The organism is Enterobacter sp. BNK-18 (assembly GCF_047456135.1).
Lineage (GTDB): Bacteria > Pseudomonadota > Gammaproteobacteria > Enterobacterales > Enterobacteriaceae > Enterobacter > Enterobacter ludwigii.
This window is the reverse complement of the sequence record NZ_CP179899.1, coordinates 470,096-485,731: the sequence shown is the minus strand read 5'-3', so window position 1 is coordinate 485,731 and position 15,636 is coordinate 470,096. Positions and strand designations below refer to the sequence as shown.

Sequence of the window (15,636 nt, the reverse complement as noted above, 5' to 3'; positions counted from 1 at the left end):
CTCGTGAGCTGAGCGGTAAGCCAAATAACAAACTGGTAACGGTGAGAAATCAGCAGAATGCAAATCCGGTAATTGGCAGTCTTAAGCAATAAGGCGCTAAGGAGACCGTAAATGGCTGATACAAAGGCAACGCTCACCCTAAATGGTGACACTGCTGTTGAACTGGATGTGCTAAAAGGCACGCTCGGTCAGGATGTTATTGATATCCGTACGCTGGGTTCTAAAGGTGTATTCACCTTCGACCCTGGATTTACCTCTACCGCATCTTGCGAATCCAAAATCACCTTCATTGATGGTGACGAAGGTATCCTGCTCCATCGCGGCTTCCCCATCGATCAGTTAGCCACCGAATCCAACTATCTGGAAGTGTGCTACATCCTGCTGAACGGCGAAAAACCGACGCAGGCACAATACGATGAATTCAAAACCACCGTCACCCGTCACACCATGATTCATGAGCAGATCACTCGTCTGTTCCATGCTTTCCGTCGTGATTCTCACCCAATGGCAGTGATGTGCGGTATTACCGGCGCGCTGGCAGCGTTCTACCACGACTCGCTGGACGTGAATAATCCACGTCACCGTGATATCGCGGCGTTCCGCCTGCTGTCCAAAATGCCGACCATGGCAGCGATGTGTTACAAATACTCCATCGGCCAGCCGTTTGTTTATCCACGTAACGACCTCTCCTACGCCGGTAATTTCCTGCGCATGATGTTCTCCACGCCGTGTGAAGAGTACGAAGTGAACCCGGTGCTGGAACGTGCGATGGACCGTATTCTGATCCTGCACGCCGACCACGAACAGAACGCCTCCACCTCCACCGTCCGTACCGCAGGCTCTTCAGGCGCGAACCCGTTCGCCTGTATCGCTGCGGGTATCGCCTCCCTGTGGGGACCGGCGCACGGCGGCGCGAACGAAGCGGCACTGAAGATGCTGGAAGAGATCAGCTCCGTTGAGCACATTCCTGAATTCGTGCGTCGCGCGAAAGACAAGAATGACTCCTTCCGTCTGATGGGCTTCGGTCACCGTGTGTACAAAAACTACGACCCACGCGCTACCGTTATGCGTGAAACATGCCACGAAGTGCTGAAAGAGCTGGGTACGAAAGACGACCTGCTGGAAGTGGCGATGGAGCTTGAGCACATTGCGCTGAACGACCCGTACTTCATCGAGAAGAAACTCTACCCGAACGTCGATTTCTACTCTGGCATTATTCTGAAAGCGATGGGCATTCCGTCTTCCATGTTCACCGTGATCTTCGCCATGGCACGTACCGTTGGCTGGATTGCGCACTGGAACGAAATGCACAGCGAAGGCATGAAAATCGCCCGTCCTCGTCAGCTGTATACTGGCTACGAGCAGCGTGATTTTAAGTCTGACATCAAACGCTGATGTTAACGGGGTGTGGCCTGATGTCCTCACCCCATCCCTCTCTTACTCCGAGAGAGTGAAGACATTAAAAACGGTAACCCCCTGGGTTACCGTTTTCATTTTACTTCTGGCAGTGCGGACACCAGTAAAACGGTCTCGATGACAGCGTGGTTTTCGCAATTAACCCGCCGCACCGCTCACACGCCTTCCCTTCACGATGAAACACCTTAAAGCGGAACAATGCCCCATGGTGCTTGTTGTCATCCACCACGCCACGCGTGTTGTAGGACAGGCGCGGGATATCCAGCAGTGCGTGGGATAACGCCTCCAGCTGTTCATCACTGAGTTGCGATGCCTTATGCTGCGCCGCCAGGCCCACTTCCCAGAGGATTTCCACCCGCAGGTAATTTCCTAATCCAGCCAGAAACGCCTGATCGAGCAACAATCCGGAAAACTGTCGGTTACGAAACCGAGGTGACACCAGACGGGCTTTCACCTCGCCCGGGGTCAGGCTCATATCCAGCACATCCGGCCCGACGCGCTGCAGGAACGGATGAGTGAGCAGCTGCTCTGGCGTTAACATTTCGATATCGGATGCGCTGTAGAGCAGAACCGCGTTGTCTGCCGTCTGGAGCCTGACGCGCAGCACGCGGGTTGTTTGCGGCTGCTCGTTTGCCTTCACCACGCGCCAAACGCCGTACAGCTGATTATGGCTATATAACGTCAGGTTATGGGAGAAATGCGTGAGCAGCGCTTTGCCGCGCGTTTCAATGTGCGTCACCGTCTGCCCCACCAGCTGGGCTTCAAACGGTTTCAGTTGAGGAAAAGCAAACCAGACATCCGTCAGCGGTTTGCCCTTTATCGCCGCCTCGAGGCTATCCGCTGCACGGCGGATCTCCGGGCCTTCAGGCATTTTTCTGTCCTTATCGTTATGTCATGCACTCACGAGAATACCCTGCTCCGCAAAGGCCGTCCGTAAGCGGCGTGCAAACTGCAGCGCATGCTCACCATCGCCGTGTAAACACACCGTATCCGCCTGGACTCTGGCCGTTGAACCATCAATTGCCTTTACCGAGCCCTCACATACCATCGCCAGCGTTTGCGCCAGCGCCTGTGATTCATCGGTAATAAGCGCACCGGGCAGTGAACGGGGAACCAGGCTGCCGTCCGGCTGATACCCTCTGTCAGCAAAAACTTCCTGACGGGTGGTTAACCCCAGCCGCTGTCCCGCGCGAATAAGCTCGCTCCCCGCCAGCCCCACCAGGATGAGCTGCGGGTTGCAGTCCCGCACCGCGCGGGCAATGGCATCCGCGAGAGCCGGATCTTTGGCCGCCTGATTGTAGAGCATGCCGTGGGGTTTCACATGGCGCAGCACGCCCTGCTGGGAACGCACAATCGCCTCCAGCGCGCCCGTTTGATAAAGCGTCTGGGCATACACCGTCTCAGGAGGGAGATCCATTGCCGTGCGGCCAAAATTATCCCTGTCAGGAAAACTGGGATGTGCCCCTATCGCCACGCCGTGCTTAATCGCATTACGCACGCTGTCCAGCATGGTTTGCGCGTCACCCGCGTGAAACCCGCAGGCAATATTGACCGAAGAGACCAGCGTCATCAGTTCAGCATCGGCACTTCCGCCCTCACCCAGATCGGCGTTTAAATCAATCTTTGCCATCGAGCCTCCATGCCAGTTGTTCCAGATAACGCTGCTGATCCTGGCGTGCCTTCAGCGCCTCCTCCAGCGAACATTGCACAAAATGAATCGGCTGTCCGAGAGGAATTTGCGCCAGATGGTAGCGATCTGCTTCAATGATGCAGGCAATACGCGGGTATCCCCCCGTGGTTTGCGCATCGTTCATCAGCACGATCGGCTGACCGTTACCCGGTACCTGAATGACACCAGGTAATAAACCGTGTGAGAGCAATTCCCGATCTGTCGTACGGGTCAATGGCTGCCCCTGCAGGCGGTATCCCATACGGTTACTTTGCGGGCTGATCTTCCACGGCGAACGCCAGAACGTCTCCTGAGCGACTTCATCGAACTCCTGATATTCCGGCCCCGGTAAGGCACGGATCTGGTTGGTCCATAACAGCTGTTTTACCCCCTGGGCCGTCGAGAAGTGGCGCGTTGAGGGGTTAACCGCCAGACGATCGCCGTCACGCAGCAGGCGCCCTTCATGACCGCCAATGCCGGCTTTCTGATCGGTACTGGATGAACCCAGCACCTCTGGCACATCAATCCCTCCTGCGACCGCAAGATAGCTTCGCACGCCGTGCACAGGACGTTTGAGGGTCAGACGCTGCCCGGCTTTCGCTCGCAGCCGCCAGCCTGTCCAGACCGCTTTGCCATCCAGCTCGGCGTCACAGGCGGCCCCGGTTAAGGCAAACCAGGTCTCCTCGCCGAATTCAATCACACACTGGCCAAGCGTAATTTCGAGTGCCGCCGTGCTGCCAGGGTTGCCCACCAGCACGTTAGCAATCTCCAGCGCAGGCCTGTCCAGCGCACCACAGTAGCTCACGCCCGACTGGCGCATGCCAAAGCGGCCGGCATCCTGTACGGACGTGTAAAGCCCGGCGCGAATCAGCGTTAACATACCCCCTCCTTCTGCGGGATAAAGCGCAGGGTATCGCCGGGACGAAGGAGTATGGGAACCTCCTGCCCTGGTTCAAATAACGGCCTGGACGTATGCCCGATAAGCTGCCAGCCCCCCGGTGACGTCAGAGGATAAATGCCGGTCTGTTCACCACCGATAGCCACCGTGCCCGCCGGCACGCTCAGGCGGGGTTCGGCGCGACGCGGCGTATGCAATTGCGGTGAGAGCCCCCCCAGATAGGGGAAGCCCGGCTGGAAACCTAAGAACCAGACCACGTAATCAACGCAGGCGTGCAATTCAACCACCTGCTTTTCCGTTAATCCGCAGTGTTCCGCCACCACGCCAAGATCGGGTCCATGCTCGCCGCCATACACCACCGGGATCTCAATTGTCCGGGAATCCGGCTCCAGCGCCTCGCTCTCTTCCCACCAGCGCTGCAAACGTTCAATAGCATCCAGCGCCAGCGTATGCGGATTACGCAGCACCACGGTGATGTTATTCATACCCGGAATCGCTTCAACCACTTCCGGCACATCGGCCAGGCGCTGCGTTAGCCGCCAGATACGCTTTTGCGTGGCAAGGGTCACTGGCGGTTCCAGCTCCAGAACCACTGCCGTTTCGCCCAGAAGATAACAACGCGCTCGCTGCACTCAGATACCTCTCATCAGGCCGGGTTAGGGATATCAATAAACGTGACATCCAGATCGGTATTTTCAGTCAGCCATTCACTGAGGGCGCGAATTCCGCCACGCTCGGTGGCATGGTGACCTGCCGCATAAAAATGCAGACCTTGCTCACGCGCCGAATGGACGGTCTGCTCGGACACTTCTCCAGTGATGAAGGCGTCGACACCAAAGCGTGCCGCGCTATCAATAAAGCCCTGACCACCACCAGTACACCAGGCAACCCGCTTCACCGTATCCGGACCGGTGTCACCGCACCAGAGCGGACGGCGTCCCAGACGCGCTTCAATCCATGAGGCCAGCTCCAGGCCGGGCACCGGCATGGCCAGCTCTCCCCAGGGCACCAGCGGCTCAATTTCACCCATTACGGTAATCCCCAACAGCTGCGCGAGCTGTACGTTATTGCCCAGCTCCGGGTGCGCATCCAGCGGCAGATGGTAACCGTACAGGTTGATATCATTTGCCAGCAGCGTTTTCAGGCGGTTTCGCTTCATACCGCGAATGATCGGTGCTTCGTTTTTCCAGAAATAACCGTGATGGACAATAACGGCATCCGCTTCCTGACGGACGGCTTCGTCCAGCAGCGCCTGGCTTGCCGTCACGCCAGTGATAATTTTCTGCACCGTTTCGCGTCCTTCAACCTGGAGGCCGTTCGGGCCGTAATCGCTGAAGGAGGCGCTGTTCAGTTTTTCGTTAATCAGGCTTTCCAGTTCGCTGTTTTTCATCATTACTCTCTTAAGCTTTGCGGGCGGCCTCGTACGCCGCCAGCGTGGCGACACGCGCCTGTTTATGGTCAACAATCGGACGGGGATAATCGAGCTTCACCCTCTGTTTATCCGCCCATGCCCACGGGTCGTGGATCGCTTTTGCAGGGACACTGCTCAGCGCGGGCAACCAGCGGCGGATAAACTCGCCGTCTGCATCAAATTTTTGTCCCTGCGTGGCAGGATTAAAAATACGGAAATAGGGCGCGGCGTCGGTTCCAGTGGACGCCGCCCACTGCCAGCCGCCGTTATTCGCCGCCAGATCGCCATCGATCAGCTGAGAAATAAAATACCGCTCCCCGACACGCCAGTCGATAAGCAGATCCTTCACCAGGAAGCTGGCGGTAATCATTCGCAGCCGGTTGTGCATCCATCCGGTTTCATTGAGCTGGCGCATCGCGGCATCAACAATCGGGAAGCCCGTTTCGCCTTTCTGCCAGGCCTGTAAGTGGCTCTCGTTGTGTTGCCAGTTTACGTTATCAGTCCAGGGTATAAACGGACGATGCTTACATAAATCAGGGTGATACGTCATCAAATGGCGATAAAATTCGCGCCAGATAAGTTCGTTAAGCCAGACGGAGCCGGGCCCCCCGTCCAGTGCCTGCGGTTGTTCCGCCAGAAGACGATGCAGACACTGGCGCGGAGAGAGCACGCCCAGCGCCAGACAGGCCGATAAACGACTGGTGCCCTCTGTCGCGGGAAAATCCCTGCGCGCGTCGTAATCGCCTGCCCCCGCTTTACAAAACTGGCGCAGCTTCGCAATAGCGTTTTTTTCGGTAGCCGGGAACAGAGTCTCATCAAACGCCTGTTGCGGATAGTCAAACTCCCGCTCGGGTATCTCCGTTATGGCCTCTCCCCTCACGGTGGGGGCAGCCACGCATTCCGGCAGCGCCTCCTTCAGTCTTTTAATGAAGGCATTTTTAAACGGCGTAAAGACTTTATACATCTCGTGGTTGCCGGTCATGACACTGCCCGGCGGCAGCATGACGCTGTCATCAAAACCCTGACACTCTACATCCTGCAGGATTTTCTCCAGCTGACGATCCCGCTGACGTTCATTGAATTCGTACTGATAGTTGTAAAAAAGGTGGGTGACATCGTACTGCTCACAGATTGCCTTCACAGCCTGGCATTGCGCGGAGAAGTCACTGACCTCTTTATAAATGAGCGGGATCCCTTTTTCGGCAAGCGAACACTGCAAGCCATTCAGATGTGAGCTGAGGTAAGCCGCCTGGCGTGGTGCCATAGCATGCTGCTGCCACTGCCCGGGGGTGGCGATAAACACCGCCAGCACGCGGGCTTCCGGGGAGCGGCAGGCAGCCGCAAGGGCGAGATTGTCATGTACGCGCAGATCCGCGCGAAACCAAACCAGATGGGTGGGCATAAAACTCCTGGCAATTATCCATTATGTCCGTAAGACCATGCCACTAAAGAGAAAATGCGGCTGGCTTTTATCTACTTTGCCATGAAGTGTAGACGCGATGAAATAAAAAAGGCCGCCCGGGGCGGCCTTAACGCTACGTATCTTGCGCCATCATGGTAAAAGCAATAAACAGTGTCGGTTCATCACGTCTTACCACGAGTACGCTGGCGATAATGAACGCAATGCAAAAAGAGCGTTTCATCATGCGGTCCCTGCTGCTAACCGCTCCACCGTTCACCACCGGTGATAAGTCGGTGGATACACGCTCTGACGGGTGCCCAAAAACGGCCCAACGGACCGCGGATCCTGAGGGATAAAAAAACCGCCACATTGCTGTAGGCGGTTTTTTTATTGCTGTGTGTCGTCTTCGTATCAGTAAAAATCGCAGGTCGCTTTCTCGGCCTGATCCATCCACACCGGCTTCTCGCTGGTTTTGGCCCAGACGCGGTGCAAATAGCTATAAAAACGTGCGCGGTCTTTCCAGAAGAGCATCACCGGCAGGGCCAGCACGCCAGCCACTACGGCGAAAGTGCGACGCATGAAAACGATATGAGCCGGATACGCTTTATAAAGATCCATATTTTCTCCCCTATAGTTGGCCGGAAACATGCTCCGGAAAATTTGAAATCTGTGATCTGGCTAAAATAATACCGCTTTGCTTGTAATTTTACTACTCATCAGACCAGTTATTTTCATCCATTTAGTGAATATTTACATTTCCGCCGTAAGTAAGTTACAAAAAAGTTAACGATTTACTTACCAACAGTTAAATTGTGCCTTTTCCATTTTTATACTTTTTTTACACCCACCCTGCCGATTTTTGCGAAATCTTTGCGCCATAAATCCTACCGTTAACACAAATACAAATGTCACTCGGAGGTGGATTGTGAGTGCAGGTCTGATTACCGGCATCGTGCTGGTGTTCCTGTTATTGGGTTATCTGGTATACGCCCTGATTAATGCGGAGGCCTTCTGATGGCTGCTCAGGCGTTTTTACTTATAGCCAGCTTTTTACTGGTCTTATTGGTGCTTGCCAGACCGCTGGGAACGGGGCTCGCGCGGCTGATCAACAACGTGTCCTTACCGGGTACGGGAAGTATCGAAAAAGGGATCTGGCGCGTACTGGGAATACGCGATCAGGAGATGAACTGGCGTCAGTATCTGGTCGCTATTCTGCTGCTGAATATCGTTGGGCTGGTCGCGCTCTTTGTCATGCTGATGTTGCAGGGTAGCCTGCCGCTGAACCCGCAACAGTTACCGGGCCTGTCCTGGCATCTTGCGCTGAATACGGCCGTCAGCTTTGTCACCAATACCAACTGGCAATCCTACGCCGGCGAAACCACGCTGAGCTACTTCAGCCAGATGGTGGGATTAACCGTACAAAATTTCCTCTCAGCAGCCAGCGGCATCGCGGTTGTCTTCGCGCTGACGCGTGCGTTTGCACGTCAGAATATGGGTACGCTGGGCAATGCCTGGGTTGATCTCACGCGCATTACTCTGTGGGTCTTACTTCCGATTGCTCTGCTCATCGCGCTGTTCTTTATTCAGCAAGGTACGCTGCAAAACCTGCTGCCTTACGCGCCTTATACCTCGCTTGAAGGGGCAAAACAGCTTCTGCCGATGGGGCCTGTGGCCTCACAGGAAGCCATTAAGATGCTCGGTACGAATGGTGGCGGTTTCTTCAATGCCAACTCATCGCATCCGTTTGAAAACCCAACGGCACTGACCAACGCAGTGCAAATGCTGGCGATCTTCCTCATCCCCGCAGCGCTGTGCTTTGCTTTTGGCGATGTGGTGAACGATCGTCGTCAGGGTCGCACCCTACTCTGGACCATGTCGCTCATCTTTGTCGTCTGTGTTGCGCTGGTGATGTGGGCCGAATGGCAAGGTAACCCGCATTTCCTGACGCTGGGCGCTGACGGCACCATGAATATGGAAGGGAAAGAGAGCCGCTTTGGCATTCTCGCCAGCAGCCTTTATGCCGTGGTCACGACGGCGGCATCCTGCGGGGCGGTCAATGCTATGCACGACTCCTTCACGGCACTGGGCGGCATGATCCCGATGTGGCTGATGCAGATCGGTGAAGTGGTATTCGGCGGCGTAGGCTCGGGTCTTTACGGCATGCTGCTGTTTGTTCTGCTGGCGGTGTTCATTGCGGGTCTGATGATTGGTCGCACCCCGGAATATCTGGGCAAAAAAATCGATGTCCGTGAGATGAAGTTAACCGCGCTGGCGATTCTGGTCACCCCCGCCCTCGTGCTGGCTGGTACCGCACTGGCACTGATGACGGAGGCCGGACGCAGCGGCATCTTCAACCCTGGCATCCACGGCTTTAGCGAAGTGCTTTATGCCGTCTCTTCTGCTTCTAACAATAACGGTAGTGCCTTCGCAGGCTTAAGCGCTAATTCACCGTTCTGGAACTGTCTGCTGGCGTTCTGCATGTTCGTGGGCCGTTTCGGGGTCATTGTGCCAGTGCTGGCGATTGCCGGGTCGCTGGTGAGCAAAAAAATTCAACCGACCACCAGCGGGACGTTGCCGACCCACGGCGCGCTGTTTATCGGACTGCTGGCCGGTACCGTGCTGCTGGTCGGCGCCCTGACCTTTATCCCCGCCCTCGCGTTAGGCCCGGTCGCGGAATACCTCTCTTTACGCTGATTTTGCGGAGAATTTGTCATGAGTCGTAAACAAATGGCCCTGTTCGAACCGTCGTTAGTTCGACAGGCCCTCATGGATGCGGTGAAAAAGTTGAGCCCGCGTGTGCAGTGGCACAACCCGGTGATGTTTATCGTCTGGATAGGGAGTTTACTCACCACCGCGCTGGCGATTGCCATGGGAACGGGTCATCTGCAGGGGAATGCGATGTTCACCGGCGCTATCAGCCTGTGGCTGTGGTTCACCGTACTGTTTGCCAACTTTGCGGAAGCGCTGGCGGAAGGCCGCAGCAAAGCGCAGGCCAATAGCCTCAAAGGGGTGAAAAAGACCGCTTTTGCGCGCAAATTACGCGAACCGAAATACGGTGCCCAGATGGACCATGTCCCGGCAGATGAACTGCGTAAAGGTGACGTGGTGCTGGTCGAAGCCGGGGACATTATCCCCTGCGACGGTGAAGTCATCGAAGGCGGCGCGTCGGTAGATGAAAGTGCCATCACCGGGGAATCCGCTCCCGTCATACGTGAATCCGGGGGTGATTTCGCCTCCGTGACGGGCGGGACACGCATTCTCTCCGACTGGCTGGTGATCCAGTGTAGCGTCAACCCGGGTGAAACCTTCCTTGACCGTATGATTGCCATGGTGGAAGGCGCGCAGCGTCGTAAAACACCAAACGAAATTGCCCTGACCATCCTGCTGGTGGCGCTGACGATTGTCTTTCTGCTGGCAACCGCCACGTTATGGCCATTCTCCGCTTACGGCGGTACCGCGGTCACCACCACCGTTCTGGTGGCGCTGCTGGTCTGCCTGATCCCGACCACCATCGGGGGGCTGCTGTCGGCCATCGGTGTGGCCGGTATGAGCCGTATGCTGGGCGCGAACGTCATCGCGACCAGCGGACGTGCGGTCGAGGCCGCAGGGGATGTGGACGTTCTGCTGCTGGATAAAACCGGGACAATTACCCTCGGTAACCGCCAGGCGTCAGAGTTCTTACCTGCCCCCGGAGTGGATGAAAAAACGCTGGCGGATGCGGCGCAACTCTCTTCCCTCGCCGATGAAACGCCGGAAGGCCGCAGTATCGTGATCCTCGCCAAGCAGCGCTTTAACCTGCGCCAGCGCGACGTTCAGAGTCTCCATGCGACTTTCGTTCCCTTCACGGCACAAACCCGAATGAGCGGCATCAACATTCAGGACCGCATGATCCGTAAAGGCTCCGTCGACGCAATTCGTCGCCACATTGAAGCCAACAATGGTCATTTCCCACCAGAAGTGGACAACCTGGTCGAGAGCGTGGCACGTCAGGGCGCGACGCCGCTGGTGGTGGCTGAAGGGGCACATGTGCTGGGGGTGATTTCGCTGAAGGATATCGTAAAAGGCGGGATCAAAGAGCGCTTTGCCCAGCTGCGGAAAATGGGGATCAAAACGGTGATGATCACCGGGGACAACCGTCTGACCGCCGCCGCGATTGCTGCCGAAGCGGGCGTGGATGATTTTCTCTCGGAGGCAACGCCTGAAGCCAAGCTGGCGTTAATTCGTCAGTATCAGGCGGAAGGTCGCCTGGTGGCGATGACGGGTGATGGCACCAACGATGCCCCAGCCCTTGCGCAGGCCGACGTGGCGGTGGCCATGAACTCCGGTACCCAGGCGGCGAAAGAGGCGGGTAACATGGTCGACCTCGACTCGAACCCGACCAAGCTGATTGAAGTTGTGCACATCGGTAAGCAGATGCTGATGACGCGCGGTTCACTGACAACGTTCAGTATCGCCAACGACGTCGCAAAATACTTTGCCATCATTCCCGCGGCGTTTGCGGCCACCTATCCGCAGCTTAATGCGCTGAACGTGATGCATCTGCACTCGCCAGCATCAGCCATTCTCAGTGCGGTTATTTTTAACGCCCTGATTATTGTCTTCCTGATCCCGCTGGCGCTCAAAGGGGTGAGCTATAAACCGCTGACCGCGGCCGCCATGCTGCGCCGCAACCTGTGGATTTACGGGCTGGGTGGGCTGATTGTCCCCTTCATCGGTATCAAGGTTATCGACCTGCTGTTGACGCTGTTTGGGCTGGTTTAAAAGGTGAATCAAATGACGATGTTACGTCCCGCTATACTTCTGTTTATTCTGTTGTCGCTTATTACCGGCGGGCTTTACCCGCTGGTGACCACCGCGCTGGGCCAGTGGTGGTTTAAGGATCAGGCCAACGGCTCGCTGATCATGCAAAACGGTGAAAACCGCGGTTCGCGTCTGATTGGACAGAATTTTACCGACGCCCGTTACTTCCAGGGACGCCCTTCCGCCACTGCCGAAAGCCCGTATAATCCGATGGCATCCGGTGGCAGTAACCTGGCCGGCAGCAACCCGGAGCTGGATAAAGCCATTGCCGAACGTGTAGCCGCCCTGCGCGCCGCAAACCCACAGGCCAGCCGGGAGGTGCCTGTGGAGCTGGTGACGGCCTCTGCAAGCGGGCTGGACTACAGCCTGACGCCGAAGGCGGTGGCATGGCAGATCCCCCGCGTCGCGGCGGCCCGTCAGCTGACGGTGGAACAGGTGAGCAAGCTGGTCGCAGAGCATACGCAAAAACCGCTGGTCAGCTTCATCGGCATGCCCGTGGTGAATATTGTTGAGCTGAATCTGGCGCTGGACGCGCTAAGGAAAAACTAAATGACCGACGAGCCCATGCGCCCGGATCCGGACAGGCTGCTCGAACAGACGGCTGAAGCCCATCGCGGCAAACTGAAAATCTTCTTCGGCGCCTGTGCTGGCGTCGGGAAAACCTTCGCCATGCTGACAGAAGCCCAGCGGCTTCGGGCGCAGGGGCTCGATATTCTTATCGGCGTGGTGGAAACCCACGGCCGGAAAGAGACGGCAGCACTGTTGAAGGGGCTGGCGACACAGCCGCCTCGCCGTATCAGCCATCGTGGGCGTCTGGTCACGGAGTTCGATCTCGACGCCGCCCTCGCCCGCAGGCCCGCGCTTATCCTGATGGACGAACTGGCACACAGTAATGCTTCAGGCTCGCGCCACCCCAAACGCTGGCAGGACGTTGAAGAGCTGCTTGAAGCAGGCATTGATGTTTTCACCACGGTAAATGTTCAGCATCTCGAAAGCCTGAACGACGTGGTCAGCGGCGTGACCGGGATTCAGGTTCGCGAAACCGTACCCGATCCCTTTTTCGACTCTGCGGACGAAGTGGTGCTGGTCGATCTGCCTCCAGACGATCTGCGCCAGCGACTGCATGAAGGAAAAGTCTATATTGCAGGTCAGGCCGAACGCGCCATCGAACATTTCTTTCGCAAAGGCAACCTGATAGCCCTGCGCGAGCTGGCCCTTCGTCGCACGGCGGATCGCGTGGACGATCAGATGCGCGCCTGGCGTGACCTGCAAGGGCAGGAGCGCGTCTGGCATACGCGGGATGCCATTCTGCTGTGTGTGGGTCACGGCAGCGGCAATGAAAAGCTCGTCCGCACCGCAGCGCGCCTGGCGGCCAAGTTTGGCAGCGTCTGGCATGCGGTCTATGTCGAGACGCCGCAGCTTCACGCGCTACCTGAAAACCAGCGCCGCGCGATCTTAAGTTCGCTGCGTCTGGCACAGGAGCTGGGCGCAGAAACCGCCACTCTCTCCGATCCCCAGGAAGATAAAGCCATTCTGCGCTACGCGCGTGAGCACAACCTCGGGAAAATTGTCATTGGCCGTCGTCAGCATCGTCGCTGGTTTAGCCGCGAATCCTTTGCTGACAAACTGGCCCGGCGTGCTCCCGACCTCGATCTGGTGATTGTCGCACTGGATGACAAACCCACCCCTTTACCCAACCGCGCACCGGACAGCCGCACTTTTAATGATAAATGGCGAATTCAGATCCGCGGCTGTCTTGTCGCCGTCGTGCTCTGCGCGCTGATCACCGTGATTGCCAGCCACTGGCTGATTGCCTTCGACGCGGCCAATCTGGTGATGATCTACCTGCTCGGCGTGGTCGTGGTGGCGCTCTTTTACGGGCGCTGGCCCTCGGTACTGGCAACGTTCATCAACGTCATCAGCTTCGATCTGTTCTTTATCGCGCCCCGCGGAACGCTCGCCGTTTCGGATGTGCAGTACATTCTCACCTTTGCCGTGATGCTCACCGTTGGGCTGGTGATCGGTAATCTGACGGCGGGTGTGCGCTATCAGGCCCGTATCGCCCGCTACCGCGAACAGCGCACACGGCATCTTTATGAGATGTCTAAATCGCTGGCGGTTGGCCGTACACCGCTGGATATTGTGCAGACCAGCGAGCAGTTTATCCGCTCGACCTTTCACGCCAGCAACCTGATTTTACTCCCGGACGAACACGGAAAACTACGCCCGCTGACCTCGGCCTCAGGTATGACGCCCTGGGATGAAGCCATTGCGCGCTGGAGCTTTGATAAAGGACTCCCTGCGGGTGCAGGGACGGACACCCTGCCCGGCGTACCGTATCAAATTCTGCCGCTGCGCAGTGCCGATAAAAATCAGGGGCTGGTGATCGTTGAACCTTCGAATCTGCGCCAGCTGATGATCCCCGAACAGCAGCGATTGCTGGAGACATTTACCCTGCTGGTGGCAAGCGCGCTGGAACGGCTGGCGCTTACCGCCAGCGAAGAACAGGCCCGTCTGGCAAGCGAGCGCGAGAGCATTCGTAACTCATTGCTGGCCGCCCTCTCCCACGACCTTCGCACCCCACTCACCGTGCTGTTTGGCCAGTCAGAAATTTTGACGCTGGATTTGGCAGCGGAAGGCTCGAAACATGCGTTGCAGGCCAGCGAGATCCGCCAGCATGTGCTGAACACCACACGCCTGGTAAATAATCTGCTTGATATGGCGCGTATTCAGTCGGGCGGATTTAACCTCAAAAAAGAGTGGCTCACGCTCGAAGAGGTGGTGGGTAGCGCTTTGAAAATGCTGGAGCCGGGCCTCGGTGGGCGCCACATTGCGCTGAACATGCCCGAACCGCTGACGTTAATTCACGTTGATGGCCCGCTGTTTGAACGCGTGCTGATCAATCTGCTGGAAAATGCCGGCAAATACGCAGGAGCAAACGCCCGGATTGGGGTGGATGCCACGGTGGAAGATCACACGCTACGGCTTGACGTCTGGGATACCGGGCCGGGTATCCCTGCCGGACAGGAGTTCGCTATTTTCGAGAAATTTGCCCGCGGTAATAAAGAGTCGGCCATTCCCGGCGTGGGTCTGGGTCTGGCGATTTGCCAGGCGATTATTGACGTTCATGGCGGTACCATTTCGGCGGAGAATCGCCCGGAAGGCGGCGCACGTTTTTGTGTTAAACTTCCTCTGGAAGCCCCGCCAGAACTTAATGAATTACCAGAGGATTTGTGATCAACGTTCTGATTGTTGAAGATGAGATCGCCATTAGCCGGTTTCTGCGTGCTGCGCTGGAAGGCGATGGCCTGCGCGTTCATGACGCCGGCACGCTCCAGCGGGGTTTGATTGAAGCGGCCACGCGCAAACCTGATCTGGTGATCCTCGATCTCGGCCTGCCAGATGGCGACGGCATCGATTTTATTCGTGAGGTTCGACAGTGGAGTCAGATGCCCATTCTGGTGCTGTCAGCCCGTACCGAAGAGTCGGATAAAATCGCGGCGCTGGATGCCGGAGCGGATGACTATCTGATTAAGCCTTTTGGTATTGGCGAACTGCAGGCTCGCCTTCGTGTCGCGCTGCGTCGTCACAGCGCCACCACCCCTGCCGACCCAACATACACGTTTGGTGATATTCGGGTTGATCTGGCAGCACGGCGCATTGTTCGCGGTGAAGAGGAAATCCATCTCACCCCCATCGAGTTTCGGCTACTCGCCGTTTTGCTCAATAATCACGGTAAGGTACTCACCCAGCGCCAGCTATTGAGTCAGGTGTGGGGGCCAAACGCCGTGGAACATAGTCACTATTTACGCATATATATGGGACACCTTCGACAAAAACTGGAAGTTGACCCCGCGCGTCCTCGTCATTTATTAACTGAAACCGGTATCGGTTATCGGTTCATGCTTTGAATAACTATTCAGTTTATTTTTAATAAACACCTACCCTCATCTAAAATACGCGCGAAAATAATCTCCGGGTTATTTTTTGGTGTATTTATGTCCACTCAGCACATTCATAACACAATCCGTTAACGCAAC

14 protein-coding genes are annotated in these 15,636 nt (G+C 56.6%); 7 read left to right on the top strand and 7 right to left on the bottom strand.

Translation table 11 applies throughout. The features are described from left to right. The first annotated feature begins 111 nt into the window (after window positions 1–111). The gene (locus ACMGG3_RS02350) at window positions 112–1,395 is read left to right on the top strand and encodes a citrate synthase (protein ID WP_014169167.1); all 1,284 of its coding nucleotides are present in this window, start codon (window positions 112–114) and stop codon (window positions 1,393–1,395) included. Between the two features lie 100 nt (window positions 1,396–1,495). On the opposite strand, the gene nei is transcribed toward ACMGG3_RS02350, so the two are convergent. From nei to ACMGG3_RS02315, 7 genes are all read right to left on the bottom strand, one after another. Next, the gene (gene nei / locus ACMGG3_RS02345; protein WP_014169166.1) at window positions 1,496–2,287 is read right to left on the bottom strand and encodes an endonuclease VIII; all 792 of its coding nucleotides are present in this window, start codon (window positions 2,285–2,287) and stop codon (window positions 1,496–1,498) included. A 21-nt stretch (window positions 2,288–2,308) separates the two neighbouring features. Continuing rightward, window positions 2,309–3,046, bottom strand: a complete 738-nt coding sequence (gene pxpA / locus ACMGG3_RS02340) for a 5-oxoprolinase subunit PxpA (RefSeq protein ID WP_014169165.1) — start codon at window positions 3,044–3,046, stop codon at window positions 2,309–2,311. Further along, on the bottom strand, window positions 3,033–3,965 hold the full coding sequence (gene pxpC / locus ACMGG3_RS02335; protein ID WP_014169164.1) for a 5-oxoprolinase subunit PxpC: 933 nt from the start codon (window positions 3,963–3,965) through the stop codon (window positions 3,033–3,035). The genes pxpA and pxpC overlap by 14 nt, the downstream gene beginning before the upstream one ends. Next, on the bottom strand, window positions 3,959–4,615 hold the full coding sequence (gene pxpB, locus ACMGG3_RS02330) for a 5-oxoprolinase subunit PxpB (RefSeq protein ID WP_014169163.1): 657 nt from the start codon (window positions 4,613–4,615) through the stop codon (window positions 3,959–3,961). The genes pxpC and pxpB overlap by 7 nt, the downstream gene beginning before the upstream one ends. Before the next feature lie 14 nt (window positions 4,616–4,629). Further along, the gene (locus tag ACMGG3_RS02325) at window positions 4,630–5,373 is read right to left on the bottom strand and encodes a type 2 GTP cyclohydrolase I (protein ID WP_020884971.1); all 744 of its coding nucleotides are present in this window, start codon (window positions 5,371–5,373) and stop codon (window positions 4,630–4,632) included. Window positions 5,374–5,383: 10 nt separating this feature from the next. Further along, a complete protein-coding gene (phrB, locus tag ACMGG3_RS02320; RefSeq protein WP_414149541.1) occupies window positions 5,384–6,796 on the bottom strand; it encodes a deoxyribodipyrimidine photo-lyase in 1,413 nt (470 codons plus the stop codon). Window positions 6,797–7,207: 411 nt separating this feature from the next. Then, on the bottom strand, window positions 7,208–7,414 hold the full coding sequence (locus ACMGG3_RS02315) for a YbfA family protein (RefSeq protein ID WP_014883027.1): 207 nt from the start codon (window positions 7,412–7,414) through the stop codon (window positions 7,208–7,210). Window positions 7,415–7,721: 307 nt separating this feature from the next. Here ACMGG3_RS02315 and kdpF point away from each other — a divergent pair, with 307 nt between their 5' ends. Genes kdpF through kdpE form a run of 6 tightly spaced genes read left to right on the top strand, consistent with a single transcriptional unit; the run spans window position 7,722 to window position 15,507 of the window. Beyond that, window positions 7,722–7,811, top strand: a complete 90-nt coding sequence (kdpF, locus tag ACMGG3_RS02310) for a K(+)-transporting ATPase subunit F (RefSeq protein WP_015386886.1) — start codon at window positions 7,722–7,724, stop codon at window positions 7,809–7,811. After that, entirely contained in the window at window positions 7,811–9,490 is a 1,680-nt protein-coding gene (kdpA, locus tag ACMGG3_RS02305; RefSeq protein WP_020884973.1) for a potassium-transporting ATPase subunit KdpA, read from the top strand. The genes kdpF and kdpA overlap by 1 nt, the downstream gene beginning before the upstream one ends. Before the next feature lie 18 nt (window positions 9,491–9,508). Beyond that, on the top strand, window positions 9,509–11,557 hold the full coding sequence (gene kdpB, locus ACMGG3_RS02300) for a potassium-transporting ATPase subunit KdpB (protein WP_014169157.1): 2,049 nt from the start codon (window positions 9,509–9,511) through the stop codon (window positions 11,555–11,557). A 12-nt stretch (window positions 11,558–11,569) separates the two neighbouring features. Then, on the top strand, window positions 11,570–12,145 hold the full coding sequence (kdpC, locus tag ACMGG3_RS02295) for a potassium-transporting ATPase subunit KdpC (protein ID WP_020884974.1): 576 nt from the start codon (window positions 11,570–11,572) through the stop codon (window positions 12,143–12,145). Further along, window positions 12,146–14,833, top strand: a complete 2,688-nt coding sequence (kdpD, locus tag ACMGG3_RS02290; RefSeq protein WP_014169155.1) for a two-component system sensor histidine kinase KdpD — start codon at window positions 12,146–12,148, stop codon at window positions 14,831–14,833. Beyond that, window positions 14,830–15,507, top strand: a complete 678-nt coding sequence (kdpE, locus tag ACMGG3_RS02285; protein WP_014169154.1) for a two-component system response regulator KdpE — start codon at window positions 14,830–14,832, stop codon at window positions 15,505–15,507. The genes kdpD and kdpE overlap by 4 nt, the downstream gene beginning before the upstream one ends. The last annotated feature ends 129 nt before the right edge of the window (window positions 15,508–15,636 follow it).

Coding starts and splice junctions, on each gene's coding strand:
- kdpC (WP_020884974.1), top strand. CDS start 11,570: ATGACGATGTTACGTCCCGCTATACTTCTGTTTATTCTGTTGTCGCTT.
- pxpC (WP_014169164.1), bottom strand. CDS start 3,965: ATGTTAACGCTGATTCGCGCCGGGCTTTACACGTCCGTACAGGATGCC.
- phrB (WP_414149541.1), bottom strand. CDS start 6,796: ATGCCCACCCATCTGGTTTGGTTTCGCGCGGATCTGCGCGTACATGAC.
- nei (WP_014169166.1), bottom strand. CDS start 2,287: ATGCCTGAAGGCCCGGAGATCCGCCGTGCAGCGGATAGCCTCGAGGCG.
- kdpA (WP_020884973.1), top strand. CDS start 7,811: ATGGCTGCTCAGGCGTTTTTACTTATAGCCAGCTTTTTACTGGTCTTA.
- ACMGG3_RS02315 (WP_014883027.1), bottom strand. CDS start 7,414: ATGGATCTTTATAAAGCGTATCCGGCTCATATCGTTTTCATGCGTCGC.
- pxpA (WP_014169165.1), bottom strand. CDS start 3,046: ATGGCAAAGATTGATTTAAACGCCGATCTGGGTGAGGGCGGAAGTGCC.
- ACMGG3_RS02325 (WP_020884971.1), bottom strand. CDS start 5,373: ATGAAAAACAGCGAACTGGAAAGCCTGATTAACGAAAAACTGAACAGC.
- kdpB (WP_014169157.1), top strand. CDS start 9,509: ATGAGTCGTAAACAAATGGCCCTGTTCGAACCGTCGTTAGTTCGACAG.
- kdpD (WP_014169155.1), top strand. CDS start 12,146: ATGACCGACGAGCCCATGCGCCCGGATCCGGACAGGCTGCTCGAACAG.
- ACMGG3_RS02350 (WP_014169167.1), top strand. CDS start 112: ATGGCTGATACAAAGGCAACGCTCACCCTAAATGGTGACACTGCTGTT.